We start from the raw sequence: 25,834 nt of genomic DNA on the forward strand, positions 1-25,834 counted from the left end.
CGGCCCTTCCGAAACAGCTGTGGTAGCTTCTTGGTGACCACACGGGTGCCCTTGCAGGGGCTGAGATCGGGCTGACGCAGCCTGCGACCGTTGAACCTGTCCGGGTAATGCCGGCGAAGGAAGTGAGTATTCCTTGAGTACACCAAATGCACAGCTCAACCCTGCCCAAATTCAGTCCGGCGGCCTGTCCGAAGGCCAGGACCAGCCACCCGTCACGCAGTCGCTGAAGTCCCATTCCCTGGCGTTTGTCGAAGACGCGGCGGCCGGGATACGGGTGCCGGTCACGGAAATCGAGCTGGCGGATTCACCGAACGGCCAGCCCAACGGGCCGTTCCGCGTCTACCGGACCGCCGGGCCCGGCAGTGATCCCGTCCGCGGCCTCACGCCATTCCGGGCTGAGTGGATAGCAGCGCGTGCGGACACGGAAGCTTACGGCGGCCGCGGGCGGAACCTGCTCGACGACGGACGCTCGGCTGTCCGCCGCGGTGCGGCCAGCGCCGAGTGGAAGGGCGCGCGGCCGGTGCCCCGCCGCGCCGTCGACGGCAGGACCGTAACCCAGATGCACTACGCCCGGCAGGGCGTGGTCACCCCGGAGATGCGGTTTGTGGCCCTGCGGGAGAACTGCGACGTCGAGCTGGTCCGAAGTGAAATTGCTGCCGGCCGGGCCATCATTCCCAACAACATCAACCACCCCGAATCCGAGCCGATGATCATCGGCAAGGCATTCCTGGTGAAGATCAACGCGAACATCGGCAACTCGGCCGTCACCAGTTCCATCGCCGAGGAAGTGGACAAACTGCAGTGGGCCACCCAGTGGGGCGCGGACACCGTGATGGACCTGTCCACCGGCGACGACATCCACACCACCAGGGAATGGATCATCCGCAACTCCCCCGTGCCGATCGGAACCGTTCCCATCTACCAGGCACTCGAGAAGGTCAACGGCGAAGCCAATGCCCTGACCTGGGAAATTTTCCGCGACACCGTGATCGAACAATGCGAGCAGGGTGTGGACTACATGACCATCCACGCCGGGGTTCTGCTCCGGTACGTGCCCCTGACGGCCAACCGCGTAACGGGCATCGTGTCCCGCGGCGGTTCGATCATGGCCGGCTGGTGCCTGGCGCATCACCAGGAGAACTTCCTCTACACACACTTTGACGAACTCTGCGAAATCTTCGCCCGGTACGACGTCGCCTTCTCCTTGGGTGACGGACTGCGGCCCGGGGCCACGGCGGACGCCAACGATGCGGCGCAGTTCGCCGAACTGGACACGCTGGCTGAGCTCACGCAGCGGGCATGGGAATACGACGTGCAGGTGATGGTGGAAGGCCCCGGCCACATTCCGTTCCACCTGGTGCGCGAAAACGTGGAGCGCCAGCAGGAGCTGTGCAAGGGTGCCCCGTTCTACACGCTGGGGCCGCTGGTCACCGACGTGGCGCCTGGCTACGACCACATCACCTCAGCCATCGGCGCCACCGAGATCGCCCGCTACGGCACCGCCATGCTGTGCTACGTCACGCCGAAGGAACACCTGGGCCTGCCCAACAAGGATGATGTTAAAACCGGGGTGATCACCTACAAGATCGCTGCCCACGCTGCGGACCTCGCCAAGGGCCACCCCGGCGCACACGAACGCGACGACGCCCTGTCCAAGGCACGGTTCGAGTTCCGCTGGCGCGACCAGTTCGCGCTGTCCCTCGACCCGGTGACGGCCGAGGCGTTCCATGACGAGACGCTGCCGGCCGAGCCGGCCAAGACGGCGCACTTCTGCTCCATGTGCGGACCCAAGTTCTGCTCCATGCGGATCAGCCAGGACATCCGGGACGAGTACGGTTCCGCGGCGGCGCAGGCGGCACTGGCTGATGCCGCGGCAGGGATGCGCGGAAAGAGCGAGGAGTTCCTGGCGGCCGGCGGCAAGGTTTACCTTCCGGAACTGAGCGTTCCCGCCGGAAGCCAGGGCGTCAGGACGCCCTAGGTGACTGGATCCTGCTCACATCCCGGATAAAGGACCGTAGGATGCGGTCCCCCTCCACGGAGTCGTGGGGCCGGTGCCCTCCCGCCGCAGTGCGGTGCAGGGCGCCGGTCTCCCGCAGGTACCCGGCAATTTCCTCGTAGAGCGGTTCCCATCCCCCAGTGAGGACAAGGGTGGGCACGCCGGGGACGATGTGCAGCGGCGCTTCCCAGGCCGGGGCCTGCAGCCGCAGCCGCCTGGCGGAACGCTTCTCCTCGGCCGTGGCGGGCTGCTGCAGGTCCGTGGCGTAGACACGACGGACGAACTCGCGCTGGAAGTCCTGGTCGCTCATCTGGTGACGGGCATCGAACAAGGGCTGCATCAGGCCGATGTGCGCCGCGGTGGCCGGGAGTTCTGCGGTGAGCGACAGGCATGCCGGTTCCACCAGGGTCAGGGAAAAGACCAGATCAGGGCGTTCGACGGCGGCCATCATCGCGGCGACAGCACCCTGGGAATGTGCCACGACATGTCCGCCGGCGGCGCCCCGGCCGTCGTCGGCCAGCGACCGCAGGACGATCCTGGCATCCTCCTCGAAGGAAGATTCAACGGGCTCGGCCACCGGATCATAGCCGTGGCGGCGGAGGAACAAGGCGTCGTAGGACAGTGCCATCCCGTGCTGGCGCGGCCAGGCCGCGGAGCCGAAGCTGCCGGCGCCGTGCACGAACACTACCCTCTGCTTGAACATGACCCAACCCTATTCCACGGCACTGACTTCCCCCGGGAACCATCCCAAGTGACTCGCAGTTGACGCACTGAAAAGCGCATTTGAGTGCGTCAACTGCCAGTCAGTCGGGCGGGCTACTTGCCGAGGAACTTGTCGAAGCCCTTGGGCAGGTTCAGCTGCGAGGGATCGAAGTCGCCGGATTGCTGGCCGAAAGCGGCACCGGTGGGAAGGGCCTTGGCAGCGTTGGCGCGCCGGGCCTCGGCGTCCTTGCGCTCCTGGGCAGCCTTGGCCGGGTTGCCGGATTTGGCCTTCTTCTTGGGCGCGTTCTTCGCGTTCTTCCGGGCGCCGCCGCCGGCACCGGGAAGCCCTGGCATTCCGGGCATGCCCGGCATGCCGCCCTGGGCCATCTTCTTCATCATCTTCTGGGCCTGTGCAAAACGCTCCAGCAGGCCGTTGACCTCGGACACGTGCACGCCGGAGCCGCGGGCGATGCGGGCGCGGCGTGAACCGTTGATGATCTTCGGGGCCAGGCGCTCGTGCGGCGTCATGGACCGGACGATGGCCTCCACGCGGTCAATTTCACGCTCGTCGAACTGCTCGAGCTGCTGGCGGATGTTCTGCGCGCCCGGCATCATCATGAGCATCTTCTTCATGGAGCCCATGTTGCGGATCTGCTGCATCTGGGCCAGGAAGTCCTCGAGGGTGAAGTCCTCCTGGTCGGCGAACTTCTTCGCCATCCTGGCGGCTTCGTCCTTGTCCCAGGACTTCTCCGCCTGCTCGATGAGCGTCAGGACGTCGCCCATGTCCAGGATGCGCGAGGCCATCCGGTCCGGGTGGAAGAGTTCGAAATCGTCCAGGCCTTCGCCCGTGGACGCAAACATCACGGGCTTGCCGGTGACCGACGCGACCGAGAGGGCCGCACCGCCGCGGGCGTCGCCGTCGAGCTTGGACAACACGATGCCGGTGAAGTTGACGCCCTCATCGAAGGCGAGCGCGGTGTTCACGGCGTCCTGGCCGATCATCGAGTCGATAACGAACAGGACTTCGTTGGGCACGATGGCGCGGCGGATCTGGCGTGCCTGCTCCATCATGTCAACGTCGACGCCGAGGCGGCCGGCGGTGTCCACGATCACGACGTCGTGCAGCTTCTGGCGGGCTTCCTCAACACCGGCGCGGGCAACCTCCACGGGATCACCGGCAGGGTGCTCCAGCTCGGAGGAGGTGGCTCCCGGGTGCGGCGCGAAGACCGGCACCTTGGCCCGCTGGCCCACCACCTGGAGCTGGGTGACGGCGTTGGGGCGCTGCAGGTCGCAGGCCACGAGGATGGGGCTGTGGCCTTGTGCCTTCAGCCACTTGGACAGCTTGCCGGCCAGGGTGGTCTTACCGGCGCCCTGAAGGCCGGCCAGCATGATGATGGTGGGGCCGTTCTTGGCCAGGCGGATCCGGCGGGTCTCGCCGCCCAGGATCTCCACGAGTTCCTCGTTGACGATCTTGACGATCTGCTGGCTCGGATTCAGCGCGCCGGAAACCTCGGCGCCCAGGGCGCGTTCGCGCACCCGGCTGGTGAATTCACGGACTACGGGAACGGCAACGTCCGCGTCCAGGAGGGCGCGGCGGATCTCCCGCACTGTGGCATCAACATCGGCCTCAGTGAGGCGGCCTTTGCCGCGGAGATTTTTGAAGGTTGCTGTCAACCGGTCAGAGAGTGAATTGAACACGTGCCGTGCACTTCTTTCAGTGGATGATCGGGACTCGACTATCTAGGGTACCAAGCCGGCCCGCAAGGTGGCATGCTGGCGAAATGACGAGCCAAACAACTGTAAAAACCCTGCTCATCCTCGGCGCTTCCGGAGACCTCACCGGCCGGCTGCTCCTGCCAGGCCTGGGCCGCCTCGTGGCAAAGGGCCGGGCGGCCGGGTTGCGGCTGGTCGGGGCAGGCTCCGATCCCTGGACCCCGGAGCAATGGCGGGACCGGGTGCATCAGTCGTTCGCCGGGTCGGCGGAGTCCGCGGACCCCGAGGGACAAAAGGCGCTGGCGGACCTGGAAAAGGAAACCGTGTACCACCAACTGGATGTCACTGCCGATGGCGCCCTGGCCTCGCTGCTCGCCACCCTCGAGGGCCCTGCCGCCGTTTATTTCGCGCTGCCGCCCCGGATCAGCCAACTGGCCTGCGAGACGCTCCGCCCGGAGCAGGTTCCGGCAGGCACCCGGCTGGTGATGGAAAAGCCGTTCGGTTCCAGCGAAGAATCCGCACGTTCGCTCAACCAGACCCTGGGCCGCCTGGTCCCGGAGGACCACATCCACCGCGTGGACCACTTCCTGGGCAAGGCCACGGTGCTGAACATCCTGGGCCTGCGGTTCGCCAACAACTTCCTGGAACCGGTCTGGAACCGGCATCACGTGGAAAAAGTGGAGATCATTTTCGACGAAGACCTCGCGCTGGAAGGCCGGGCCCGCTACTACGACGGCGCAGGCGCACTGCGTGACATGATCCAGAGCCATCTCCTGCAGATCATGGCCCTGATGGCCATGGAACCGCCGTCGACCATCAGCGAACGCGACCTGCGCGACTCCATTTCCACGGTCCTGCGCGCTGGCAGCGTCCCCGCCCCCTACACGGAGTCCACGCACCGGGCGCGCTACACGGCAGGCACTGTGGGGGGCAAGGACGTGCCGGATTACGCGAAGGAGGAGGGCGTGGACGCCTCCCGCGGGACCGAAACCCTCGCCCAGCTGGAAGTGCGGATCGACAACTGGCGCTGGAAGGGCGTCCCGTTCATCCTGCGGTCCGGCAAGGCGATGGGTGTGAAGCGCAAGGAGGCAGTGGTGACGTTCCGGCCCGTCCCCCATTTGCCCAAGGGCTTTACCGGGGTGGACTCGCCGAACCAGCTGCGGATCGGCTTCGGGCCGGACACCCTCGAGTTCGACGTCGATGTGAACGGACCGGGTGAAATCCTCAGCCTGTCCCGGATCACCCTGGAGGCGGAGCTGAGCGCCTCCGAGCTCCTGCCCTACGGCGAAGTCCTTGAGGGTGTGCTCACCGGCGACCCGCTGCTCTCTGTGCGGGGCGATACTGCAGAGGAATGCTGGCGGATCGTCGAACCGGTGCTGAAGGCATGGCAGCAGGGCAGCGTCCCTATGGAGGAGTACGACGCCGGGTCGGCCGGGCCGGCGGACTGGTCCAGTACCGCACGGGCAGAGTAGGCCGCGGGCGGCGCGGGCAGACGTTCCGCGCCTAAACCAAACGGAAGAGCGGGCAGGGGACCTTTCGGTTCCCTGCCCGCTCTTTACGTTTGCCGGACCAGCCTGCCGGTACGGGAAGCTGCCTAGATGGCGGCGACTCCGCGTTCCCCGGTGCGTACCCGGACCGCTTCGAAGACGTCCATGGTCCACACCTTGCCGTCCCCGGCACGTCCGGTGTTTGAGCTGGCGATGATGACGTCCAGGATGTCATCGGCCTGCTCGTCCGTGGCCAGGACTTCCACCCGGATCTTCGGCAGCAGGTCCACGTTGTACTCGGCTCCGCGGTAGACCTCGGTGTAGCCGCGCTGCCGGCCGTAGCCGCTGGCCGCGCTGACCGTCAGGCCCTGTACGCCGTAGGCTTCCAGTCCTTCCCGGATGGCTTCGAGCTTTTCCGGCCTGACGATTGCGGTGATCAGTTTCATGCCCCCACGCTTTCCTTGCCTGTTGCTGATTCCTTCTTCGGCGCAGCAGCCGCTTCAGCAGCCTGCGCGCCTTCCTGCTGGTTCTTGCCGGTGATCAAGTCGTGCAGCGGCTGGAAGCTTCCGCCGTGGCCGCTGACACCGAACTCGTAGGCGGTCTCGGCGTGCAGGCTGAGGTCCACACCCACCGTTTCCTGTTCCTGCGAGACCCGGAAGCCCATGGTCTTGTGGATGGCCAGGGCGATGATGGTCGTCAGGATGGCGGAGTAGGCAATGGCGATTCCGGCTGCTGCGAGCTGTGCCCACATCTGGGTCATGCCGCCGCCGTAGAACAGGCCGCCGCCTACACCGTCGGTGGGCAGCGCGATGAAGCCCAATGCCACGGTGCCGATGATGCCGGAGACGAGGTGGACGCCGACGACGTCCAGCGAGTCATCGAAGCCCCAGCGGAACTTGAGTCCCACGGCCAGGGCGGAGGCCACGCCGGCTACCACGCCGAGGCCGAGGGCGCCGACGGGGCTGACGTTGGCGCAGGCCGGGGTGATGGCCACGAGGCCGGCAACAACACCTGAGGCTGCGCCCAGCGAGGTGGGGTGGCCGTCGCGGATGCGCTCGGTGACGAGCCAGCCGAGCATGGCTGCCGCCGGTGCTGCGAGCGTGTTGATCCAGATGAGGCCGCCCTGCTCAGCCGTGGTGGCGGCGCCGCCGTTGAAGCCGAACCAGCCGAACCAGAGGATGGCCGCACCGAGCATCACGAACGGAATGTTGTGCGGGCGGTGGTTCGGGTCCTTGCCGAAGCCCTTGCGGTTGCCGATGATGAGGACCAGCACCAGGGCCGCGACGCCTGCGTTGATGTGGACCACGGTGCCGCCGGCGAAGTCGATGGCCGGTCCGAGTGCCTGGCCTACCGCGCCCTCGGGGCCGAACAGTCCGCCGCCCCACACCATGTAGGCCAGCGGGCAGTAAACGAGCGTCACCCACACGGGGACGAACACGGTCCAGGCGCCGAACTTGGCACGGTCCGCGATGGCACCGCTGATCAGTGCCACGGTGATGATCGCGAAGGTGGCCGCGTAGCCGACCTTGATCAGTCCGTCAGGGGTGTCGATCCCCTCGAGGCCGAAGGTGGCGAACGGGTTGCCCACAATCTGCAGGAAACCTTCGCCCGAGCTCATGGATGCACCCCAGAGAACCCAGACAACGCCCACCATGCCGATGGAGATGAAGCTCATCATCATCATGTTCAGTGCGGCCTTGGCACGGGTCATGCCGCCATAGAAAAATGCCAGACCTGGTGTCATGAACAGCACAAGGGCTGCCGCCACCATGATCCAAACGTGACCTGCGGTAAGTTCCATGGTGCACGTCCTCTCTCATCGAATCTTGCGGAAGTCCTCCGCCTGCCAACGCCTTTTTGCGTCCTGTAAAAAGTGTGTCGTCGGCGTGTTTCGACCGCGGAGGATTTAGATTGCCGGCCTGTTACAACAACCTCTAGGAAGTAAATGGTGCATATCGCACTTGTTACGGTTGTGTTTCACGATTCCCGCCAGCACCCGGCCCACCCCATTGCAAGGAATTGCCCACCATGACGGCAGCACCCCGCGGAAGCGGCGCCACTTCAAGGATTCTGTCCCGCCTTCGGCCCCAGCGGGACCCGCTGCCCCGGGACATCAAGGTGATGCTTGCCGCTGCGTTCCTGATTGCGCTCGGCTTCGGGCTTGTTGCGCCCGTATTGCCGCAATTCGCCAGGACATTCGGGGTGGGCAACACCGAGGCTTCCGTGATTGTTGCGATTTTCGCTTTTATGCGGCTGGTCTTTGCTCCAGCCGGCGGAAGCCTGATCGGCAAGCTCGGGGAACGGCCCGTCTATGTGGCCGGGCTGCTGATCGTGGCCGGGTCCACGGCCGCCTGCGCCTTCGCCCAGGACTACTGGCAGCTTCTGCTCTTTCGCGGTCTCGGCGGCGCCGGTTCCGTGATGTTCACGGTGGCGTCGATGGCGCTGGTCATCCGGCTGGCACCGCCGGAGAGCCGCGGCCGGGTGTCCGGGGCCTATGCGTCGGCGTTCCTGGTCGGCAACGTGTGCGGCCCGATCGTGGGCGGGCTGCTGGCCGGGTTCGGCCTGCGGATCCCGTTCCTGGCGTACGCCGCGGCACTGATTGTTGCCGCGCTGGTGGTGCAGACACAGCTGAGCCACCAGCGCCGCGGATCCGCGGACGCACAGCAGCGCGCACCCGAGATGAACTTTGGCCAGGCGTTGGCAACAGGGGCGTACCGGGCCGCGCTGACCTCCAGCTTCGCAAACGGGTGGGGCACCTTCGGTGTGCGGATGGCCACCGTTCCGCTGCTGGCCGCTGCCGTCTTCGGCGCCGGGCCGGAGGCCGCGGGGCTGGCACTGGCCGTGTTCGCAGCAGGCAACGCCGCGGCACTGACATTTTCCGGACGCCTGGCGGACAGCATGGGGCGAAGGCCCCTGATGATCGCGGGGTTGCTGGTGGCGGGCAGCGCCACAGCCGCGATCGGCTTCGCCGACCAGCTCGGATGGTTCCTGGCCGCCTCAGCGGTGGCCGGCGTCGGCTCCGGGCTGTTCGGGCCGGCCCAGCAGGCGGCCGTCGCGGACGTGATCGGCAACGAGCGGTCAGGCGGCAAGGTGCTCGCCGTGTACCAGATGGTGTCCGACGTCGGCGCGATCGTTGGGCCCATTGTGGCAGGTCTGTTGGCGGACCGCCTGGGCTATGGGTGGGCTTTCGGGGTCACCGGCGGGGTCATGGTGGTTGCGGCCTGCGTGTGGCTCGGAACCAGGGAGACCCTCAGGCCCGCCAAGGCCTGAGGGTCTCCCTGCGAGGCCAGCTAGTTCAGGAGGGCGTCCACAAACGCTTCGGCTTCGAAGGGTGCGAGGTCGTCAGCGCCTTCACCCAGACCGATGAGCTTGACCGGAACGCCCAGGCTCCTTTGGATGGCGACGACGATGCCGCCCTTGGCTGTACCGTCCAGCTTGGTGAGGACGATACCCGTGATGTTGACCACCTCGGAGAACACTCGTGCCTGGTTCAGCCCGTTCTGGCCGGTGGTGGCGTCGAGCACCAGGAGGACCTCATCCACTTCGGCCAGCTTTTCGACCACCCGCTTGACCTTGCCGAGCTCGTCCATCAGGCCAACCTTGTTCTGGAGCCGGCCGGCGGTGTCGATCATGACGACGTCAACCTCCTGGTCGATGCCGGCCTTGACCGCTTCGTAGGCGACCGAGGCGGGGTCGGCGCCGTCGATATCCGATTTGACGGTTGGCACACCCACCCGCTGGCCCCAGGTTGCCAGCTGTTCGGCGGCGGCGGCACGGAAGGTATCGGCGGCGCCCAGGAGCACGTCCTTGTCCTCCGCCACAAGCACGCGGGCAAGCTTGCCCACGGTGGTGGTCTTGCCGACGCCGTTGACGCCGACCACCATCATCACGGCGGGCTTGTCGTCGTGCCGCTGGACGTTGAGGGTGCGGTCCATGGTGGGATCAACGAGCTTGATGAGTTCTTCGCGGAGCAGCACCTTGACCTGCTCGGGCGTCCGGGTGCCCAGTACCTTGACGCGCTCACGCAGGGCGTCAACCAGCTGCATGGTGGGTTCGGTGCCAAGGTCGGCAAGGAGGAGGGTTTCCTCGACTTCGTCCCAGACGCTTTCGTCGATCTTGTCGCTGGACAGCAGCGCCAGGAGTCCCTTGCCCATGATGTTGTTGGAGCGGACCAGCCGTTCGCGAAGGCGCATGAGCCGCCCGGCCACTGGCAGCGGCGTCTCGACCGGGATGACTTCCAGCCCCGCGGCATCGTCCGGGACCGTGGTGGTGTCGAGGTCCTCCACGTCCACCGGGCCGGCCGCTTGGGTATCCGTTGTGGTGGACGGCCTGTCCTCGACGGCTGTGCTGCCGCCGCGCGGCATGACGGGATCGTTGGCATCGCGGGTACCCGGGTACTGGTTGATGTTTTTCCGCGTCTTGAGCAGGACCGGAATCAGCCCGCCAATAACCGCCAAGGCAGCAACAATGGACAAAATTATGGGGAGGATGTCATTCACTCCCCTAGCTTCTCATACGGCCTGCCTACACCTCCGCGCCGAGGCGCTGGCTGATCACGGTGGAGACGCCGTCGCCCCTCATGGTCACGCCGTACAGGGCATCTGCCACTTCCATGGTCCGCTTCTGGTGGGTGATGACAATGAGCTGGCTCGATTCCCGGAGCTCCTCGAAGATGGTGATGAGCCGGCCCAGGTTGGTGTCGTCAAGGGCAGCCTCCACTTCATCCATCACGTAGAACGGCGACGGGCGGGCCTTGAAGATGGCCACCAGCAGGGCGACGGCGGTCAGCGAGCGCTCACCGCCGGACAGGAGCGAGAGTCGCTTGATCTTTTTGCCGGCAGGCCGGGCCTCCACCTCGATGCCGGTGGTCAGCATGTCCGCCGGGTCGGTGAGCACCAGCCGTCCCTCGCCGCCGGGGAACAACCTGGCAAAGACCCGGATGAACTGCGCCTGGGTGTCTTCGAAGGCTTCGGTGAAGACCCGCTGCACGCGGTCATCCACTTCCTTGATGATGTCCAGCAGGTCCTTGCGGCTGGCTTTGAGGTCTTCCAGCTGGGTGCTGAGGAACTGGTGGCGCTCCTCGAGCGCGGCGAATTCCTCCAGCGCCAGGGGGTTGACGCGGCCCAGGCTGGCGAGATCACGTTCGGCCTTGCGGAGCCGTTTCTCCTGCTCCTCGCGGACGTAGGGCTTTCCTTCGACAATCTCTGTTCCGCCGGCATCCACCGGGGCGCGCAGGGCAGCCCATTTGTCGCCGCTTTCTTCGGCGGGAACCGGAACGGGCACATTGGGCCCGTAGTCCGCCACCAGGGCGTCCGGGGTAATTCCCAGCTCATCAATGGACCGGCTTTCGAGGGCCTCGATCCGGGCCAGCTGCTGTGCGCGGGCCAGCTCATCCCGGTGCACGTTGTCCGTGAGCTCAGCTAGTTCGCGGGCGAAGGTGTCGTTCGTTGTCCGGAGGTGCAGCAGTTCACGGTCCCGCTGTTCCCGGTTCTCCTCCGCAAGGTCGCGTTCGTGCCGTGCGAGGTCCACGGACACATCCATGTACCGCAGGGCCAGTTCGACGGCGGCTCCGACTGCCGCTGCACGTTTCGCCTGGGCGCGGCGGCGCCGGGCGCGTTCGGCTGCTTCCTCCCGCGCGCGGCGCTCAGCAGCCGCCGCACGCTCCAGGGAGGAGACCCGGTTTCTGGTGGCCGCCAGTTGTTCCTCGGCACTGCGCAGCGAGAGGCGGGCCTCCACCTCGGCAGCGCGGGCGGCGGATGCGGCCGCGGCCAGGGCATCACGGTGTTCCGTGGAAGGCTCCTGCTCCAACGGTGCTTCCTGGGCAGCTGCCAGCCTCGCGGCCACGGCGGCGAGCGCTTCCTCCTCCGCTGCGACATTTTCTTCGGCCCGCGCCAGCGACGCCGCGAGTCTCTCGCTTTCACCCACGGCGCTGCGGAGGACGGAGTTGAGGTGTCCCAGGCGTTCGGCGACGGCAGCGAGCCGTGCATCCGATTCATGCAGGCGGTCGAGGGCGGCGTCGGCACGTTCCTGCGCCCCGGACCGCCGGGCCTCGGCGCCGGCAAGGGCGAACCTGCTCCGCTCAAGCTCAGCTGTGACGGCTGAAAGCCGGCCTTCGGCGTCGTCCACTGCCGCCTGGACTTCCAGGAGTGAAGGCGCCTTGGCTGATCCGCCCGTGACGGATACCGCTGTGAAAATATCCCCAGCCCGGGTGACGGCGGTGATCGCCGGATGGGCTGACACCACGTGGGCGGCCGCCTCGATATCGGCGACGACGGCGGTGCCGGCCAGCAGGCTCCCCACTGCAGGGCCGAAGCCGCCGGCGTTCGTGATGAGACTTGCGGCCCACACGGCTCCCTCGGGGAGGGACGGCGGGCGGTCCGCGGCTCCGGACATGGCACCCGCGGAAGCCAGCAGGAGCGACGCGCGCCCGGCGTCGTCATCCTTAAGGACCTGAACCACTGTGGCCGCTGTTTCCCCGTCCTGGACCAGCACCGCCTCCGAGGCCTCCCCCAGCGCAGCGGCTATTGCAGATTCGAAGCCGGGTTCCACGGTGAGTTCCGCGGCGAGGGTTCCCAGCACTCCCTCCAGGCCTGCCTGCAGGACGTGCCCTGCGCCGTCTTTCCTGGTGAGCCCAAGTCTCAGGGCGTCGAGGCGCGCGGCGAGGGCATCACGTTTCCGGATTCCCTCGCTGACGGCGGCGGTCAGCGACGAGATGTCCTGCAACACGTCGTCCAGGGCCTCGCTGGCGGCCTCGTACTCGGCATCAAGGGATTCCTCGCCCTCTTCGACCCCTGCCACCTGGTTTTCCAGCGCGGTGAACTCAGATTGGGCGCGGGCGCGGCGCTCCAGCCCGGCGGACTGCGATTCCCGGAGCCGGCCCAATTCGGCCTGTGCGGATTCCACCCGTGACCTTGCCGCGGCAACCTGCCCGGCCAGGCGCGCCAGTCCTTCGCGCCGGTCGGCGGCGGCCCGCAAAACCGCTGTCAGCCGCTTGTCCTCGGCCAGCGCTGCGGCTTCGGCGTCCGTCTTTGCTGCGCTGGCGGTCTCCAGGGCGCTGCGCTTGTCCATGATGTGGCGTTCGAGTTCTGCCAGTTCTTCGCGGACCCGGGCGGCCTGGCGCTCCAGCTGTTCGGGATCCCGGCCGGCCGGGGCGGGCTCGGTGGAACCGAGCAGGCGGCTGCGTTCCTGGGCCAGCGAGCCGAGGGAGCGGAGCCGCTCACGCGAGGCCGTCAGCCGGTACCAGGTGTCGCGTGCGGCGTTGAGTTTCGGCGTAGCCTCGGCGGCCAGCTGCTCCAGGGCGGCCTGCTGCCGGCGGCCGGCCTCAAGTTCCTGTTCGACGGCGGCCCGCCGGGTTTTCAGGGCGGCTTCGTCGGCGACGTCCTGCTCGAGGGCCTGCTGCAACTGGACAAGGTCATCCGCCAAAAGCCTTGCCCTGGCGTCACGGACGTCGAACTGGACGCGCTGGGCCCTGCGGGCAACCTCGGCCTGTTTGCCCAGCGGGGTCAGCTGGCGCCTGATTTCTCCGGTGAGGTCGGTCAGGCGCTGCAGGTTGGCCTGCATGGCCTCGAGCTTGCGCACGGTCCGTTCCTTGCGGCGCCGGTGTTTGAGGATGCCGGCGGCTTCCTCGATAAAACCGCGGCGGTCCTCCGGAGTGGCATGCAGGACCCTGTCCAGCTGGCCCTGGCCCACGATGACGTGCATCTCGCGTCCCAGTCCGGAATCGGACAGCAGCTCCTGGATATCGAGCAGGCGGCAGCTTGCGCCATTGATGGCGTACTCGGAGCCGCCCGCCCGGAACAGCGTCCGCGAGATGGTCACCTCGCTGTACTCGATGGGCAGTGCGCCGTCGGTGTTGTCAATCGTCAGCGAGACGTGGGCGCGCCCCAGTGGTGGCCGGCCCGAGGTTCCCGCGAAGATGACATCTTCCATCTTCCCGCCACGCAGGGTCTTGGCCCCTTGCTCCCCCATGACCCAGGCCAGGGCATCCACCACATTGGACTTGCCGGAGCCGTTCGGGCCCACCACGGCGGTGACGCCGGGTTCGAACTCGAAGGTGGTGGCGGACGCAAAGGACTTGAACCCCCGGACGGTCAGGCTTTTGAGGTGCAAGGCTTTTCGGATCTCCTGAATGGCATGGGGCGAGTGCTTCTTCCCAGGACCAAATCTACTGCGTTGCGGCGCAATGCCCCGGATTTACCGGCCCTTCCTGCCGTATCCGGTGATCTTCCGGGTACGCGACTGACCCTCAGCGCACCACTGCCGGCGACCACGCATGTTCAATGAACAGCCGGGGAGCCGCTCCGGCTTCGGTGGAAACTGCCCACACGTCGCTGTCCTGGCCTGTGTCGTCCCGCGGTACCCCATAAACTACGGTGTCGTTGTCCAGCCATTCCAGCTGGTCGTCAATGTCACGCTCCTCGCCCAGGACGGTTTCGCTCCCGGAAGCGAGGTCCAGGACGGCGATGTTCCGGTGCCCCACCAAGGTGCCGGTGGTGCTCTTCTTAAAAGCGATACGGGTTCCGTCAGGTGAAATCGACGGGCATTCAACCCCTGACGCCATCACCGTCAGCGTCCTGGCGCTAAGGTCGCCCCGGACCAGCCAGATGTGGCCCTGCGACGACGCCGTGGCATAGAAAGCTGCGGGGTCACCGGGCACGAAGGTGACACCCCAGATATTCCGGTCCGAGGCCTTGATCCGTGTTCCGTCTAAAATCAGCGAAAAATCTTCAAGGTTGCCATGGACGGCGCCGTCCCTGCCACGGATAACGGTCTCGGTGGAGAAGCCCGCGGAAGCATACGAATGTCCGGCAACAAAAACCGTGGTGGCGATGAGGGAACTGTCACCGCTCAGCCGCGTCCTGCTGGGGATGCCGCCCAGTGCCCAGGCATCGAGGCGCTTCAGCGACGAATCGTAGGTTGCGGCCTCGTATTTTGTAGGAATGTCGTTGACGGTCTGGAGGCAGCTGATGAGTTCCTTTGAGGCGTAGACGCGGTCGCAGGGTTGACCGCTCAGTGCCCGCTCGCCGGCGGGATCGGCCAATGCGACAGTGGCGGCCTGCCCGTAGCCCTGCCCGGGCGCAGTGTTGCGGAACATCACATAAGGTTCCGCCGGCAAGGACGTGGCCAAAACCACCTTTACCGTTGATGCGGCGTCCCGGCCGGCCTGCTCCTGCCGGAACGCCGAGAGTCCGTAGGCTCCTGCACCGGCGAGCACCAGGGCGGCCACTGCCAGCAGGAGCACCAGCCGCCGTCGGCTTGCCTTGCCGGGTGCTTCAAGGCCGGTGATGCCGTGGCCCTGCTGGGCATCGGTGTCAGGGTTGGGGCTGCTGGGGGCAGTGTCGACGGGAGTCCTGCTCACGATGTTGCCGTCCTTCCGGCCGGCCGGCGAAGGACAATCGCCGCAACGGGCACCGCCAGTGCCAGCAGGCCTGCCACACAGGCCGCCGCCGTACCCGGTCCCAGCAGGTACCAGAGGAGGCCGAAGCAGGCTGCAGCTGCCATCCTGCTTAGTGCCACCACAGTCTGCGCGGCTCCCAAGGCAGTTCCGAGCCGTTCCGGTGGCGCAAGTTGGCTCACCAGGGCCGAGAGCACGCCGTCTGTGGCGGCGTAAAACAGTCCCAGCAGCACCAGGCAGCCTAGGGTGGCGGCAGTTCCGCCCAGCGGAAGTACCGCCAGAACGTAACATGCCAGGAGCGCCACGTGGCCGGCCAGGAAGACGTGGACCCGCCCCCACCGGTCAGCCAACCGGCCCAGCGGAACTGCGAAGACCAGGAATGCGACATTCGTTCCGACGTAAAGGAGCGGAAACCACTTGACGGCAAAGGCCTCCCGGTCCTGAAGGAGAAGATAGACAAACCCATCGCCGATGGTGAGCAGGCCCAGCAGACCCGTGACCGCCACGAGTCGGGCCAGGCCCTGCTCCTTCAGGCGCAGCCACTTCAGCTCGGACCAGCGGAACGCGGGCCTGCCTTCGCTCGGCCGAGCCGAAAGCTTCAGTTTGTCCGGCACCACCAGCACCAGGACCGCCACGCCGATGATGGCGAAGGCCAGGGACACCACAAAAACCGTGCTGAACCCGTTGGGTATCAGCATCAGGATGAGGAAGGCGATCAATGGTCCGGCGGCCGCACCGATGTTGTCCAGCATCCGGTGGATCCCAAAGGACCGGGCCAGGTATTCGGGCTGTGCGGATGCCGATATGAGGGCGTCCCGGGGAGCCGTCCGGATCCCCTTTCCGATCCTGTCGCCGGTGACGATCCCGGCGATGGCCCAGAAACCGCCGGCGAAGAGGAAGCCAACCCTGGCCGCCATGGACAGCCCGTATCCTGCGACTGCGACGCGTTTGGGGTGGCCTGTGCGGTCCGACACCCATCCCGCCCCGATCCGGACGATGGCACTGGCACCTTGGTTGATGCCGTCTATGACACCAAAGGCTATGGTGGACAGCCCGAGAAATCCTGTGACATACAGCGGAAGGACCGCCGCGACAGACTCCGAGGAAATGTCCGTCACCATGCTCACAATGCCCAGCCAGATGATCACCGGCGACAACCTGAAGGCCGTCAGCGCAGCGTGGCCGCCTGTTTCCTGCAAGTCCTGCTGGCCGCCTTTGCGGTCCGACATCGAGATGTACAAGGGCTGCCCGTTCCTTTTGTCCGGCAAGGGAAGCCATGCGCGGCCGGGCGGCGCTTGGCCTTCATCGACAAAGTGTCGCAGCCAGGTCCACATTGCGGAACCGAAGAATCCGCAGAATCTGCCGGCCGCGGACTACCAGCGGCCGTTGCGCGGACGGGGCTGGCACACAGGACAGGTGTGCGAGGAGCGGTTCATGAACTGGTCGCGCCGGATGACTGCGTGGATTCCCGCAGCGGCACACCGCCGGCACGGCTGGCCCTGCCGGCCGTAGGCGTTGAGGGACCGGTCGAAGTATCCCGAGGCGCCATTGACATTGACATAGAGGGAGTCGAAGCTCGTCCCGCCGGCGGCCAGAGCATCGAGCATAACCTCACGGGAGGAGTCCAGCACCCTCTCGGCTTCGGCCCTGCGGAGGGTGTCTGTGGGCCGGGCGAAGTGGAGGCGGGCACGCCACAGGGCTTCGTCGGCGTAAATATTGCCGATGCCCGATACGAGGCCCTGATCGAGCAAAGCCCGCTTCAATCCTGTTTTGCGTTTCCGGAGGCGGCGGAAGAAAAGGTCGAAGGAGAAAGCAGGGTCCAACGGATCGCGGGCGATGTGGGCCGCTTCCTCTGCTATCAGGGGAAGCGGCGATTCGGCGAGTCCGCCGGGGCCGCCGTCGTCCGTTGGTACCAGTGCGGTGACGAACAGGCCCCCGAAGATCCGCTGGTCCACGAACCGCAACTGTCCGGGCATGCCGTCGCTGGAGCTCAGCCGGAACCGTACTTTGAGGTGCTTCTCGTCCGGCACATCCGCGTCCTGCATGAGGAGTTGGCCGCTCATGCCCAGGTGGGCCATCAGCGCGACGGCGGGACACCCCTTCCCCGAAGCATCCTCATCAGCGGGGCCGGCAGAGGCGTCCACCAATGGCAGCCACAGGAATTTTCCCCGGCGTACGACGTCGGCGACGGTGGCCCCTTCGAGGTTCCCGACGAAATCCGCGGTCCCGAGCGCGTGGCGGCGGATGGAGCGTTCGTCCAGGACTTCCACGGATTCGATGGTCCGGCCGCGGACCCAGCTCACCAGGCCGCGGCGGACCACCTCAACTTCGGGAAGTTCGGGCACAGCGCTACTTGGCGGCTATGGAGCCGGCGGACTTGCCCCCGGTGGCGGAAGCCGCAGCGCTTGAAGCCGCAGTGCCGGAAAGGGCCCGCCAGGCGTCAGCAGCAGCTTCCTGCTCCGCTTCCTTTTTGGAGTGGCCCGTTCCCCGGCCGTACGCCGTGCCGCCGATGTGCAGGACTGCGGTAAAAACGCGCGCATGGTCCGGGCCGGAGCCCTCCACCGCATAGTGGATGGTTCCAAGCTGCCGGCTTGCCGCAAGTTCCTGGATGCTCGTTTTCCAGTCGGTCCCGGCGCCAAGGGCAGCAGCGTCTTTGAGCAGGGGCCCGATCAGGCGCATCACCAGCTGGCGGGCCGTTTCGATGTCATTGGACACGTAGGTGGCACCGATCAGCGCCTCCATAGTGTCCGCAAGGATCGACGCCTTGTTTTTGCCCTCGGTGAGCTTTTCGCCCTGCCCGAGGTAGATGTAGTCGCCAATCCCCAGGCTGCGCCCGATGCCGGCAAGGGCACGGGTGCTGACCACTGCCGAGCGGCGCTTCGCCAGATCACCTTCGGGCAGGTCCGGATTGTCCCGGTACAAGGCGTCCGTCACGGAGAACCCCAGGATGGAGTCACCCAGGAATTCGAGCCGCTCGTTGGTGGGGATGCCGCCGTTTTCGTAGGCGTAGGAACGGTGTGTGAGCGCAAGACGAAGCGTCCCGGCGTCAATTGAGACACCGAGACGCTTCAAAAGCTCTTCAGTTGAAGACATCATGTCAGCCTGAGGGGCCGATTAGACGTCCGCGACCTTGCGGCCCTTGTACTCAAGGAACAGCGCGGTGCCGGCCGAATCGGTGACGACCTTCGCCTGGTGCGGCAGGCTGTAGGTAACCTGGCCGTTCTCCACGGTCTTCACCAGGTGGGGGGCGGTCGCCTTCCACTGCGAGCGGCGGGCGCGGGTATTCGAGCGAGACATTTTCCGCTTGGGAACAGCCACGGCTAACTCATTTCTCTCTAGACAAACACGTACAAATCAATTTTGCCGGTCAGGCTTAGCCATATCAGCTAGGGCAGCCCAGCGAGGATCCAAGACCTCGTGGTGGTGCCCCGGCTCGTCTTCCAGGCGAACTCCACATTCGGAGCAAAGGCCCTGGCAGTCTTCCCGGCACACCGGCTGGAACGGCAGATTGGTGACAACCGCGTCCCGCAACACCGGTTCAAGATCGATTACATCGTGCTCGACTCGACGTTGCTCTTCACCATCTTCTTCGTCCGAAAGCTGTACGCCCTCATAGAAGAAAAGTTCTTGCACATTGACCTCAAGGTCATACGCAAGGGGATCCAGGCATCGGCCGCATTCACCGGTTACTTCGGCGAGTGCGGTTCCGGATACCAGAATTCCTTCGTGTACGGCCTCAAGCCTCAGATCCAGCTCAATATCCGAGCCTTCCTGAACACCAATGAGCGCCACACCAAGATCACCCGGTGCGGGTACATGTTCCTTCAGTGTCCGCATGCTTCCCGGACTGCGTCCGAGGTCCTTGACGTCGAACGCCAGGGGCGAACCAGCATCTCTTTTAATGAGAACTCCTGTTGAACATATGACCGACGTACCATCTTAGCCTGAAGAGCCGCGGGGACTCAAACCAGCCAGCGGGGACCGCCGAAGTACCTGACAAGCCTACCCTCTTGGCTGCTGATCGTCCGCCGACCCGCCCGCAAGCATCCTCCGGTGCACTGATCTGGGAACGTAATCGGAGACGCTGCCGCCCAGGCCCGCGACTTCCTTGATCAAGGTGGAGGACAGGTGGATGTAGTGCGCCTCGGCGGGCAGGAAGACCGTTTCCACTCCGCTCAGCTGCCGGTTCATTGTGGCCATTGGCAGCTCGTAGTCAAAGTCGGAGGACGATCTCAGGCCCTTGACGATGGCTGACACACCCCGCTGCCGGCAATATTCTGCGAGCAGCCCTTCGCCTACGGGTTCCACCACGATGCCCTTGAGCGACGCCAGGGTTTCGCGGGCCATCTCCAGCCGCTCCGCGAGCGTGAACCTGTACTTCTTGGCCGGGTTGGTGGAGACCGCCACGATGACTTCATCAAACAGGCTGGCCGCCCGGGCAATAACCTCGAGATGGCCGTTGTGGATGGGGTCGAAGGATCCGGGGCAGACAGCGCGTCTCATGCTCCGAACCTACCCCATGGAAAGGCCGGGATACCATGACTGGATGCATCCACCACGGGAAGTTTCCACCCCCATGGCCCCTGCCCCCTGGCAGCGGACCGCGCTCGGAGCCAACCTCCTCGGAGCCGATGGCGGGCTGGGCGTGACCATCTTCGAAGAGATGACCACCCTCGCGGCGCAGACCGGTGCAATCAACCTGGGCCAGGGCTTCCCGGATGAGGACGGGCCGCTGGAGATCAGGGAAGCTGCCCGCGCCGCCATCGCCGCCGGGGTGAACCAGTACGCGCCCGGCAAGGGCATCCTGGAACTGCGCGAAGCGGTGGCTGTGCACCAGGAAAGGTTCTATGGCCTCACCCCTGACCCGCAGACCGAAGTGATCATCACCACCGGCGCCACGGAAGGCATCGCTGCCGCCCTGCTGGCTTTTACCGGCCCCGGGGACGAGGTCCTGACCTTTGAGCCGTTCTACGATTCCTACGGAGCAGTGATCGGGCTCTCCGGCGCCACCCACGTCACGGCTCCGCTGCTGGCCCCGGACTTCATGCCGGACCTGGCCGCCCTGGAAGCGGCCTTCAGCGGGCGGACCAGGGCGGTGCTGCTGAACAACCCGCACAACCCCACAGGTGCGGTATTTCCCCGGAGCATCCTGCAGCGCGTCGTTGACCTGGCCCGGAAGCATGACTGCCTGATCATCACCGATGAAGTGTACGAACACCTCACGTTTGGCGCCCGCCACGTGCCGGTGGCTTCCCTGCCCGGAGCCGGTGACCGTACCATCACCATCTCCTCGGCGGGCAAGACGTTTTCGCTGACGGGCTGGAAGATCGGCTGGGTGACAGGCCCCGAGGACCTTGTCTCCGCTGTCCGGACGGTCAAGCAGTTCCTCACCTACAGTTCCGGCACGCCGTTCCAGGCGGCCATTGCCACCGGGCTGGGCCTGCCGGACGCCTTCTACGATGACGTTGCCGCCACGCTGCAGCGCAAGCGGGACATCCTGAGCGAAGGGCTGAGGGCGGCAGGCTTCGATGTCTACTCCCCGCAGGGTACGTACTTCGTCAACGTCGACACGGCGCCGCTGGGAATCCACGACTCCGTGGACCTGGCCCGCAGGCTGCCCGGACTGGTGGGCGTTGCAGCCATCCCCGTCCCCGTTTTCTGCCACCCGGAAGGGGCAGAGAGGACACGCAGCCTGCTTCGCTTCGCGTTCTGCAAAAAGACGGAGGTCCTTGAGGAGGCCGCGGCCAGGCTGGCAACCCTTGGCAGGCTGGTCTGATGCAGACGGGCAGCGGGCGGAGTGCGGCCCGGTTCCTTCGCACCAGCGGACAGCACGCATCAATCGAGCCGGACGCTTTCACAGGGGGCGGCTACGTGCTCAGTATCGGCGGCGCGGAACAGTCCCACGTGGACCTGGCACGGCCTGACCACATCTTCTACGAATACCTCAGGCGGATCGGGCATCTGGTGGACCTGGCGGCCCCCGCAGGAACGCCGGTCACGGCGCTGCACCTGGGGGCAGGCGCCCTGACACTGGCCCGCTACATCCAGGCAACCAGGCCAGGATCGATTCAGTACACGGTGGAGCTGGAACGGGAACTTCTCGATTTCGTCCTCCGGCAACTGCCACTCCCTGAGGGAACAGACCTGCACGCCATCATCGGAGACGCCAGGGACGCACTCACGGAGCTTGATCCCGGACTCCGCTTCGACGTCGTTATCCTTGACATCTTTTCCGGCCCGGAGGCCCCCGCGCACCTTGCCTGCACAGAGTTTTACAGCGAGCTGAGGGAGCGGCTGGCGCCGGAGGGCCTCCTGATCGTTAACGTGGGGGACGAACCCGGACTCACTCTGGTCCGCAGCCAGGCGGCGGCGATGCGGCGTGCAATGGGTGACGTCGCCGCTGTTGCCGAAGCAGGCATGTTCGACGGCCGCTACCCGGGGAACATCATCCTGGCCGGCACCCAAACATCCTGGCCCGCGGGCTGGTCCGAGGAACTGACCGCCCGGGGGCCGCATCCGGCCAGGGTCCTCGCCGGTGTGGACCTGGACGCCCTCGCGGATTAATCAGGCCTTCGCCGGAACGGTTTCCTACCGGCCGCTGCCGTCCGCCTCAACGGAACCGGAGCCACTCCCGTCCGCATCCGCGCCTTCGTCGTCGAGCACGTCGGCATCGACGGCGTCAGGGACAAAGGGCTCAGCGAACCACAGCCTGGTTTCGCCGTACTTCTTCTCCGCGAACCGCGCCAGCCCGCCGGGCCACCCCGGCTCGGGCGAGCGGGATGACCTCTCCACCACCACCACGGCCGCCGGCGCCAGGTGGCCGGCCAGTTTTTCGAGGACTGCGGCCAAAGCCACCTCCTCAAGCGGATAGGGCGGGTCCAGGAACACCAGGTCCCAGGCAGCCGATGCCGCGGCACGCTCCAGGAAAGGCTCCACCTTTGACCGGTGGACCGTCACGGCTTTTCGGCCCAGGACCCCGTTAATGAGGTCGGCGTTGCGCTGGCACACAGCACTCGCCTTCGCATCGGACTCCACCAGGTCCACGGTTTGGGCTCCCCTGCTGCCGCTCTCCACGCCCAGGGATCCCGAGCCGGCGTAGAGGTCCAGCACCCTGGCGCCGCTGATGACGTCAAAGGCCTCGAGCCGCGAGAAGAGCGCTTCTTTGACCCGGTCCGTGGTGGGCCTGGTCAGGGAACCAGGGACAGCCTGCAGCGGCGTGCCGCCGGCCGCCCCGGAAATGATCCGGCTCACTCGCCGCCTCGGCTTCCGCCGGCGTGCATTTCGGATCCCACCGTGCTAACCGCGTTCAAGGAACGCCTCCTTTTCGGGGTTGAGGTACTTGTCGATTGCTTCAGCCAGTTCGTGGTGTGCAGCCAGCATCGGGTCCTGTGACACGATCTGCTGGGCATCGTCCCTCGCCCGGCTGATGACAGCTTCATGCTCAAGGACACGCAGCAGCCTAAGCGTGGAGCGGCCGCCGGACTGGGAGGCACCGAGGATGTCGCCCTCGCGGCGCAGCTTGAGGTCCTCTTGGGAAAGGGCGAACCCGTCCGTGGTGGCGGCCACCGCCTCCAGCCTCTTCCGGCTGGGGTGGCCGGGCTCCAGCGCCGTGACCAGCAGGCACGTTCCGGGCAGCCCGCCCCTGCCCACCCGGCCGCGCAGCTGGTGGAGCTGGGAGATGCCGAACCGGTCGGCGTCGAGGATGACCATCAGGGTGGCGTTGGGAACGTCAACGCCCACCTCAATGACGGTGGTGGAGACAAGCAGTTTGACCCGGTTGTCCACGAAGCCGGCCATGGCGGCGGCTTTCACGTCGGGCAGCTGGCGCCCGTGCAGTGGAGCAAGGGGAACACCGGTGAGTGCCGGCTCGGCCTGGAGATGTTCGACGACGGCAGTCACCGATGCGAGTTCCCGCCCGTTTTCCCCCTCGAGGCCATCAGCCAGGTCCGCTTCCTCCGGACTGAAGTCGCCGTCGTCGTCCGCGCCGATCTTGGGGCAGACCACATACACCTGGTGCCCGTTGTCGATTTCCTCGCGGGAACGGGCCCAAATGCGGCCGGCCCACGCAGGGTTTTCGGACAGGCCCACCAGGTGGGTGCTGATCGGGGCCCGGCCTGCGGGCAGTTCGTCCAGCACCGACGTTTCAAGGTCACCGAACACGGTCATGGCAACGGTTCGCGGGATGGGCGTGGCGGTCATGACCAGCAGGTGGGGCGGCTTCCGTGCCTTGGCCCGGAGGGCATCCCGTTGCTCCACGCCAAAGCGGTGCTGTTCATCCACCACGATCAGGCCAAGGTCGAAGAACGTCACGTTGCCGCTGAGCAGGGCGTGGGTGCCGATGATGATTCCCGCGGTCCCGGAGGCGGCATCAAGCAGGGCCTGCTTGCGGGCTGCCGTGGGCATGGAACCCGTGAGCAGCGTGACCTGGACCGAGGTATCGCCGAGGCCGCCCAGCAGGCCGTCCCTGGACAGCGGCCCCAGGGAGCGGCGGATCGAGTCATAGTGCTGGGCGGCGAGTACTTCGGTGGGTGCCAGCAGCGCGGCCTGTCCCCCGGCGTCCACCACCTGCAGCATGGCCCGCAGCGCCACGATGGTTTTGCCTGAGCCCACTTCACCTTGCAGCAGCCGGTTCATCGGTGAGTCGCGGGCAAGTTCCGAGGCCAAGGTTTCACCGACGGCGGCCTGCCCCGCGGTGAGGGTGAACGGCAGGTCAGCGTCGAAGGCTGCCAGCAGCCCGCCGGGAACCTGGCGCCGTGCTGTGGCTTCCTCCGCGGCCAGCTGCGCCCGGCGGCGGGCCAGGGCGGACTGCAGCACCAGTGCTTCGTGGTAGCGGAGCCTGTCCCGCGCCCGGCGCCAGTCCTCAGGGGTTTCGGGCGCGTGGATGAGGCGGTATGCCTCGGCCACCGGCAGGAATTTTTCACGCCGGGCGACGGCGGGCGGAACGGGATCGGGCAGCGCGTCCAGGTCCAGCGTTTCCAGCAGGGTGTGGATGGCCTTCTGGATCTTCCAGCTGGGCAGTTTGGCAGTGGCCGGGTAGACCGGGATGGGCATGGCGGCGAGTTTTTCCGGGTCCTGGCTGCCCTCGCTGAAGGGATCGTCATCCAGCAGCTGGAAGTCCGGGTTGGTCAGGCCCAGTTGTCCCTTGAATTTGGTGACCTTTCCGGAGAACAGGGCCCGGCGCCCCTGCAGTAGATCTGTTTTTGCTTTGAAACCGTTGAAGAAGGTGATTTTGAGGGTGCCGGGGACTTTCCCCCGGTAGTCCGTTCCGCCGACCAGCCGCAGCCCTTGCCGCCCGTCGTCGTCGGACACTATGACGTCGGTGATGGTCCCGCGGCGGGCCTGCATGTTCCGGGTGCTGCTGGAGAGCACCCGGGCGATGAGGGTGACCTCCTCGTCGAGGGGGAGTTCGCTGATGGGCGTGAGCTCACCGCGGTTCATGTAGCGGCGCGGGAAGTAGTTCAGCAGCCCGTCAACCGTGGTGATGCCCAGGTGCTTTTCGATGACCGATGCGGACCGCTTGCCGATCCGCCGTTCCAGCACAAGATCGAGTTCAGCGGTCATGCCCACTGGAGTTCACTGCGTCTGTGTGGGGTTCCCGCGGCAGGGCGAGTTCGCTGATACTGATGTGGGACGGTTCTCCCAGGGCACGGATGATACTGACAGCAGGCTCGGGGTCCGGGACGTGCACATGGACCCGCCAGCGGTAGTTCCCATCGGCGTCTTCGTTGCCCCCCACCTGGCTCATGATCACGGATTCACCGATTTCGTCGAGCTGCTGGCGGAGCGTGGCCGCGTGAAGCGGTGAAAGATTGATGGTGCACATGACTTCGACGCCGTCATCGTCCGGCAGGGCCGCATGGATGTGGGGATCGGAGACGTCATAGCCGTGGAGTCCGTCCAGCAGTTCGCTCTGGAGCTCCTCACCCAGGACGGCGGAACGGAGGCAGTCCAGGATCAGGAGCATGCCCACTCCACCCGCGTCCACCACCCGGGCCGAGGTCAGCGCGTCCAGCTGGTCCTCCGTGCGGATCACCGCGGCCAAGGCACCTTCAACGGCGGCGTCCAGTGCCAGGCCCAGGGCGTGGTTGCTGTCGTCCCCGTTCTGCCCGGCGTCCACCGCGGCCGCTGCCCGTGCGGCAGCCTCCATCACGGAAAGCATGGTTCCGGGAACCGGGTCGCTGAGGGCGGACCATGCCCTGATCTGGGCCCGGTTCAGTGCGGCGGCCAACAGGGTGGACGTCAGCCGGGTGTGCCCCGCGAGCGGTTCCGCCGCGGCGCACAGGAACACCGACAAAAGGGTCCCTGAGTTTCCGCGGGCTTCCTCCATCGCAGCCTGGCCGGCAGCAGCCAGTACGACGCCGACGTCCAGCTGCGCAGGCTGGTCCTCCGCTGCGGCCGCGGACCGGGCAGCCGCGCGCACGGTCAAGTACAGGTTGGTGCCCGTGTCGCCGTCCGCTACCGGGAAGATATTGATGGCGTTGAGGCGGTCGCTATGGTTTCCAATGACGGTCTCAGCCTTGCCCAACCACCTCTTCATCGCTT

Annotated in this window: 21 protein-coding genes and 1 riboswitch; of the genes, 5 read left to right on the forward strand and 16 right to left on the reverse strand. The window is 66.2% G+C overall.

What is annotated here, in order from left to right; genetic code table 11:
- The first annotated feature begins 31 nt into the window (after nt 1-31).
- Nucleotides 32-139: riboswitch (TPP riboswitch) on the forward strand.
- Nucleotides 134-1,978, forward strand: a complete 1,845-nt coding sequence (thiC, locus tag QRN11_RS15245; protein WP_142057954.1) for a phosphomethylpyrimidine synthase ThiC — start codon at nt 134-136, stop codon at nt 1,976-1,978. Its footprint overlaps the riboswitch before it by 6 nt.
- On the opposite strand, the gene QRN11_RS15250 is transcribed toward thiC, so the two are convergent.
- Together QRN11_RS15250 and ffh are read right to left on the reverse strand one after the other, a co-directional pair.
- Nucleotides 1,965-2,699 carry an alpha/beta fold hydrolase gene (locus tag QRN11_RS15250; protein ID WP_091415921.1) on the reverse strand — a complete coding sequence of 245 codons (735 nt, stop codon included), beginning with the start codon at nt 2,697-2,699 and terminating at the stop codon, nt 1,965-1,967. The genes thiC and QRN11_RS15250 overlap by 14 nt on opposite strands.
- A gap of 113 nt (nt 2,700-2,812) precedes the next feature.
- Nucleotides 2,813-4,396 (reverse strand): signal recognition particle protein, encoded by a 1,584-nt coding sequence (gene ffh / locus QRN11_RS15255; protein WP_091415919.1) that lies wholly within the window; start codon nt 4,394-4,396, stop codon nt 2,813-2,815.
- Nucleotides 4,397-4,479: 83 nt separating this feature from the next.
- Here ffh and QRN11_RS15260 point away from each other — a divergent pair, with 83 nt between their 5' ends.
- The gene (locus tag QRN11_RS15260; RefSeq protein WP_285313426.1) at nt 4,480-5,883 is read left to right on the forward strand and encodes a glucose-6-phosphate dehydrogenase; all 1,404 of its coding nucleotides are present in this window, start codon (nt 4,480-4,482) and stop codon (nt 5,881-5,883) included.
- 122 nt (nt 5,884-6,005) lie between these two features.
- Here QRN11_RS15260 and QRN11_RS15265 read toward each other — a convergent pair whose 3' ends face one another.
- Entirely contained in the window at nt 6,006-6,344 is a 339-nt protein-coding gene (locus tag QRN11_RS15265) for a P-II family nitrogen regulator (RefSeq protein WP_015937412.1), read from the reverse strand.
- On the reverse strand, nt 6,341-7,699 hold the full coding sequence (locus QRN11_RS15270) for an ammonium transporter (RefSeq protein WP_091415915.1): 1,359 nt from the start codon (nt 7,697-7,699) through the stop codon (nt 6,341-6,343). The genes QRN11_RS15265 and QRN11_RS15270 overlap by 4 nt, the downstream gene beginning before the upstream one ends.
- 227 nt (nt 7,700-7,926) lie before the next feature.
- Between QRN11_RS15270 and QRN11_RS15275 the strand changes: the two genes are divergently transcribed.
- Entirely contained in the window at nt 7,927-9,168 is a 1,242-nt protein-coding gene (locus tag QRN11_RS15275; protein WP_285313427.1) for an MFS transporter, read from the forward strand.
- A gap of 20 nt (nt 9,169-9,188) precedes the next feature.
- Here QRN11_RS15275 and ftsY read toward each other — a convergent pair whose 3' ends face one another.
- The 9 genes from ftsY to coaD all read right to left on the reverse strand — a co-directional run bounded on the left by ftsY (nt 9,189) and on the right by coaD (nt 19,795).
- Entirely contained in the window at nt 9,189-10,397 is a 1,209-nt protein-coding gene (gene ftsY / locus QRN11_RS15280; RefSeq protein ID WP_285313428.1) for a signal recognition particle-docking protein FtsY, read from the reverse strand.
- A gap of 25 nt (nt 10,398-10,422) precedes the next feature.
- The gene (smc, locus tag QRN11_RS15285) at nt 10,423-14,007 is read right to left on the reverse strand and encodes a chromosome segregation protein SMC (RefSeq protein ID WP_285313429.1); all 3,585 of its coding nucleotides are present in this window, start codon (nt 14,005-14,007) and stop codon (nt 10,423-10,425) included.
- Between the two features lie 136 nt (nt 14,008-14,143).
- Entirely contained in the window at nt 14,144-15,256 is a 1,113-nt protein-coding gene (locus QRN11_RS15290; protein WP_350223998.1) for a TolB family protein, read from the reverse strand.
- Entirely contained in the window at nt 15,253-16,533 is a 1,281-nt protein-coding gene (locus tag QRN11_RS15295) for an MFS transporter (RefSeq protein WP_285313431.1), read from the reverse strand. Before QRN11_RS15295 ends, QRN11_RS15290 begins: the two co-directional genes overlap by 4 nt.
- A gap of 132 nt (nt 16,534-16,665) precedes the next feature.
- Nucleotides 16,666-17,637: a bifunctional DNA-formamidopyrimidine glycosylase/DNA-(apurinic or apyrimidinic site) lyase gene (gene mutM / locus QRN11_RS15300; protein ID WP_285313432.1), complete on the reverse strand. Its 972-nt coding sequence runs from the start codon at nt 17,635-17,637 to the stop codon at nt 16,666-16,668.
- A gap of 4 nt (nt 17,638-17,641) precedes the next feature.
- Complete coding sequence (gene rnc / locus QRN11_RS15305; protein WP_091415895.1) at nt 17,642-18,385, reverse strand: ribonuclease III; 744 nt, start codon at nt 18,383-18,385, stop codon at nt 17,642-17,644.
- Nucleotides 18,386-18,406: 21 nt separating this feature from the next.
- Nucleotides 18,407-18,610, reverse strand: a complete 204-nt coding sequence (gene rpmF, locus QRN11_RS15310) for a 50S ribosomal protein L32 (protein WP_009356569.1) — start codon at nt 18,608-18,610, stop codon at nt 18,407-18,409.
- A 36-nt stretch (nt 18,611-18,646) separates the two neighbouring features.
- Entirely contained in the window at nt 18,647-19,171 is a 525-nt protein-coding gene (locus QRN11_RS15315; protein ID WP_285313454.1) for a YceD family protein, read from the reverse strand.
- 123 nt (nt 19,172-19,294) lie between these two features.
- A complete protein-coding gene (gene coaD, locus QRN11_RS15320; RefSeq protein WP_091415891.1) occupies nt 19,295-19,795 on the reverse strand; it encodes a pantetheine-phosphate adenylyltransferase in 501 nt (166 codons plus the stop codon).
- A 43-nt stretch (nt 19,796-19,838) separates the two neighbouring features.
- Between coaD and QRN11_RS15325 the strand changes: the two genes are divergently transcribed.
- Both QRN11_RS15325 and QRN11_RS15330 read left to right on the forward strand, forming a co-directional pair.
- Entirely contained in the window at nt 19,839-21,068 is a 1,230-nt protein-coding gene (locus tag QRN11_RS15325) for an aminotransferase class I/II-fold pyridoxal phosphate-dependent enzyme (protein ID WP_285313434.1), read from the forward strand.
- Nucleotides 21,068-21,856, forward strand: coding sequence for a spermidine synthase (locus tag QRN11_RS15330; RefSeq protein WP_285313436.1), 789 nt, complete (start codon nt 21,068-21,070; stop codon nt 21,854-21,856). Before QRN11_RS15325 ends, QRN11_RS15330 begins: the two co-directional genes overlap by 1 nt.
- Nucleotides 21,857-21,880: 24 nt before the next feature.
- Here the strand turns inward: QRN11_RS15330 and rsmD are convergent, their stop codons facing one another.
- The 3 genes from rsmD to QRN11_RS15345 are packed head-to-tail and all read right to left on the reverse strand — an operon-like array spanning nt 21,881 to nt 25,829.
- On the reverse strand, nt 21,881-22,543 hold the full coding sequence (rsmD, locus tag QRN11_RS15335; protein WP_285313437.1) for a 16S rRNA (guanine(966)-N(2))-methyltransferase RsmD: 663 nt from the start codon (nt 22,541-22,543) through the stop codon (nt 21,881-21,883).
- A gap of 45 nt (nt 22,544-22,588) precedes the next feature.
- Nucleotides 22,589-24,853, reverse strand: a complete 2,265-nt coding sequence (locus QRN11_RS15340) for an ATP-dependent DNA helicase RecG (RefSeq protein ID WP_285313438.1) — start codon at nt 24,851-24,853, stop codon at nt 22,589-22,591.
- On the reverse strand, nt 24,843-25,829 hold the full coding sequence (locus QRN11_RS15345) for a DAK2 domain-containing protein (RefSeq protein ID WP_142057936.1): 987 nt from the start codon (nt 25,827-25,829) through the stop codon (nt 24,843-24,845). Before QRN11_RS15345 ends, QRN11_RS15340 begins: the two co-directional genes overlap by 11 nt.
- Nucleotides 25,830-25,834: the final 5 nt, after the last annotated feature.

This window comes from Pseudarthrobacter sp. fls2-241-R2A-168 (assembly GCF_030209335.1).
Lineage (GTDB): Bacteria > Actinomycetota > Actinomycetes > Actinomycetales > Micrococcaceae > Arthrobacter.

Bases quoted from the DNA above. Each gene is read 5' to 3' on its own strand.
- QRN11_RS15260 (WP_285313426.1), top strand. From the start codon at position 4,480: ATGACGAGCCAAACAACTGTAAAAACCCTGCTCATCCTCGGCGCTTCC.
- coaD (WP_091415891.1), bottom strand. From the start codon at position 19,795: ATGAGACGCGCTGTCTGCCCCGGATCCTTCGACCCCATCCACAACGGC.
- QRN11_RS15345 (WP_142057936.1), bottom strand. From the start codon at position 25,829: ATGAAGAGGTGGTTGGGCAAGGCTGAGACCGTCATTGGAAACCATAGC.
- QRN11_RS15330 (WP_285313436.1), top strand. From the start codon at position 21,068: ATGCAGACGGGCAGCGGGCGGAGTGCGGCCCGGTTCCTTCGCACCAGC.
- QRN11_RS15270 (WP_091415915.1), bottom strand. From the start codon at position 7,699: ATGGAACTTACCGCAGGTCACGTTTGGATCATGGTGGCGGCAGCCCTT.
- QRN11_RS15275 (WP_285313427.1), top strand. From the start codon at position 7,927: ATGACGGCAGCACCCCGCGGAAGCGGCGCCACTTCAAGGATTCTGTCC.
- QRN11_RS15265 (WP_015937412.1), bottom strand. From the start codon at position 6,344: ATGAAACTGATCACCGCAATCGTCAGGCCGGAAAAGCTCGAAGCCATC.
- QRN11_RS15325 (WP_285313434.1), top strand. From the start codon at position 19,839: ATGCATCCACCACGGGAAGTTTCCACCCCCATGGCCCCTGCCCCCTGG.
- QRN11_RS15340 (WP_285313438.1), bottom strand. From the start codon at position 24,853: ATGACCGCTGAACTCGATCTTGTGCTGGAACGGCGGATCGGCAAGCGG.
- rnc (WP_091415895.1), bottom strand. From the start codon at position 18,385: ATGTCTTCAACTGAAGAGCTTTTGAAGCGTCTCGGTGTCTCAATTGAC.
- QRN11_RS15250 (WP_091415921.1), bottom strand. From the start codon at position 2,699: ATGTTCAAGCAGAGGGTAGTGTTCGTGCACGGCGCCGGCAGCTTCGGC.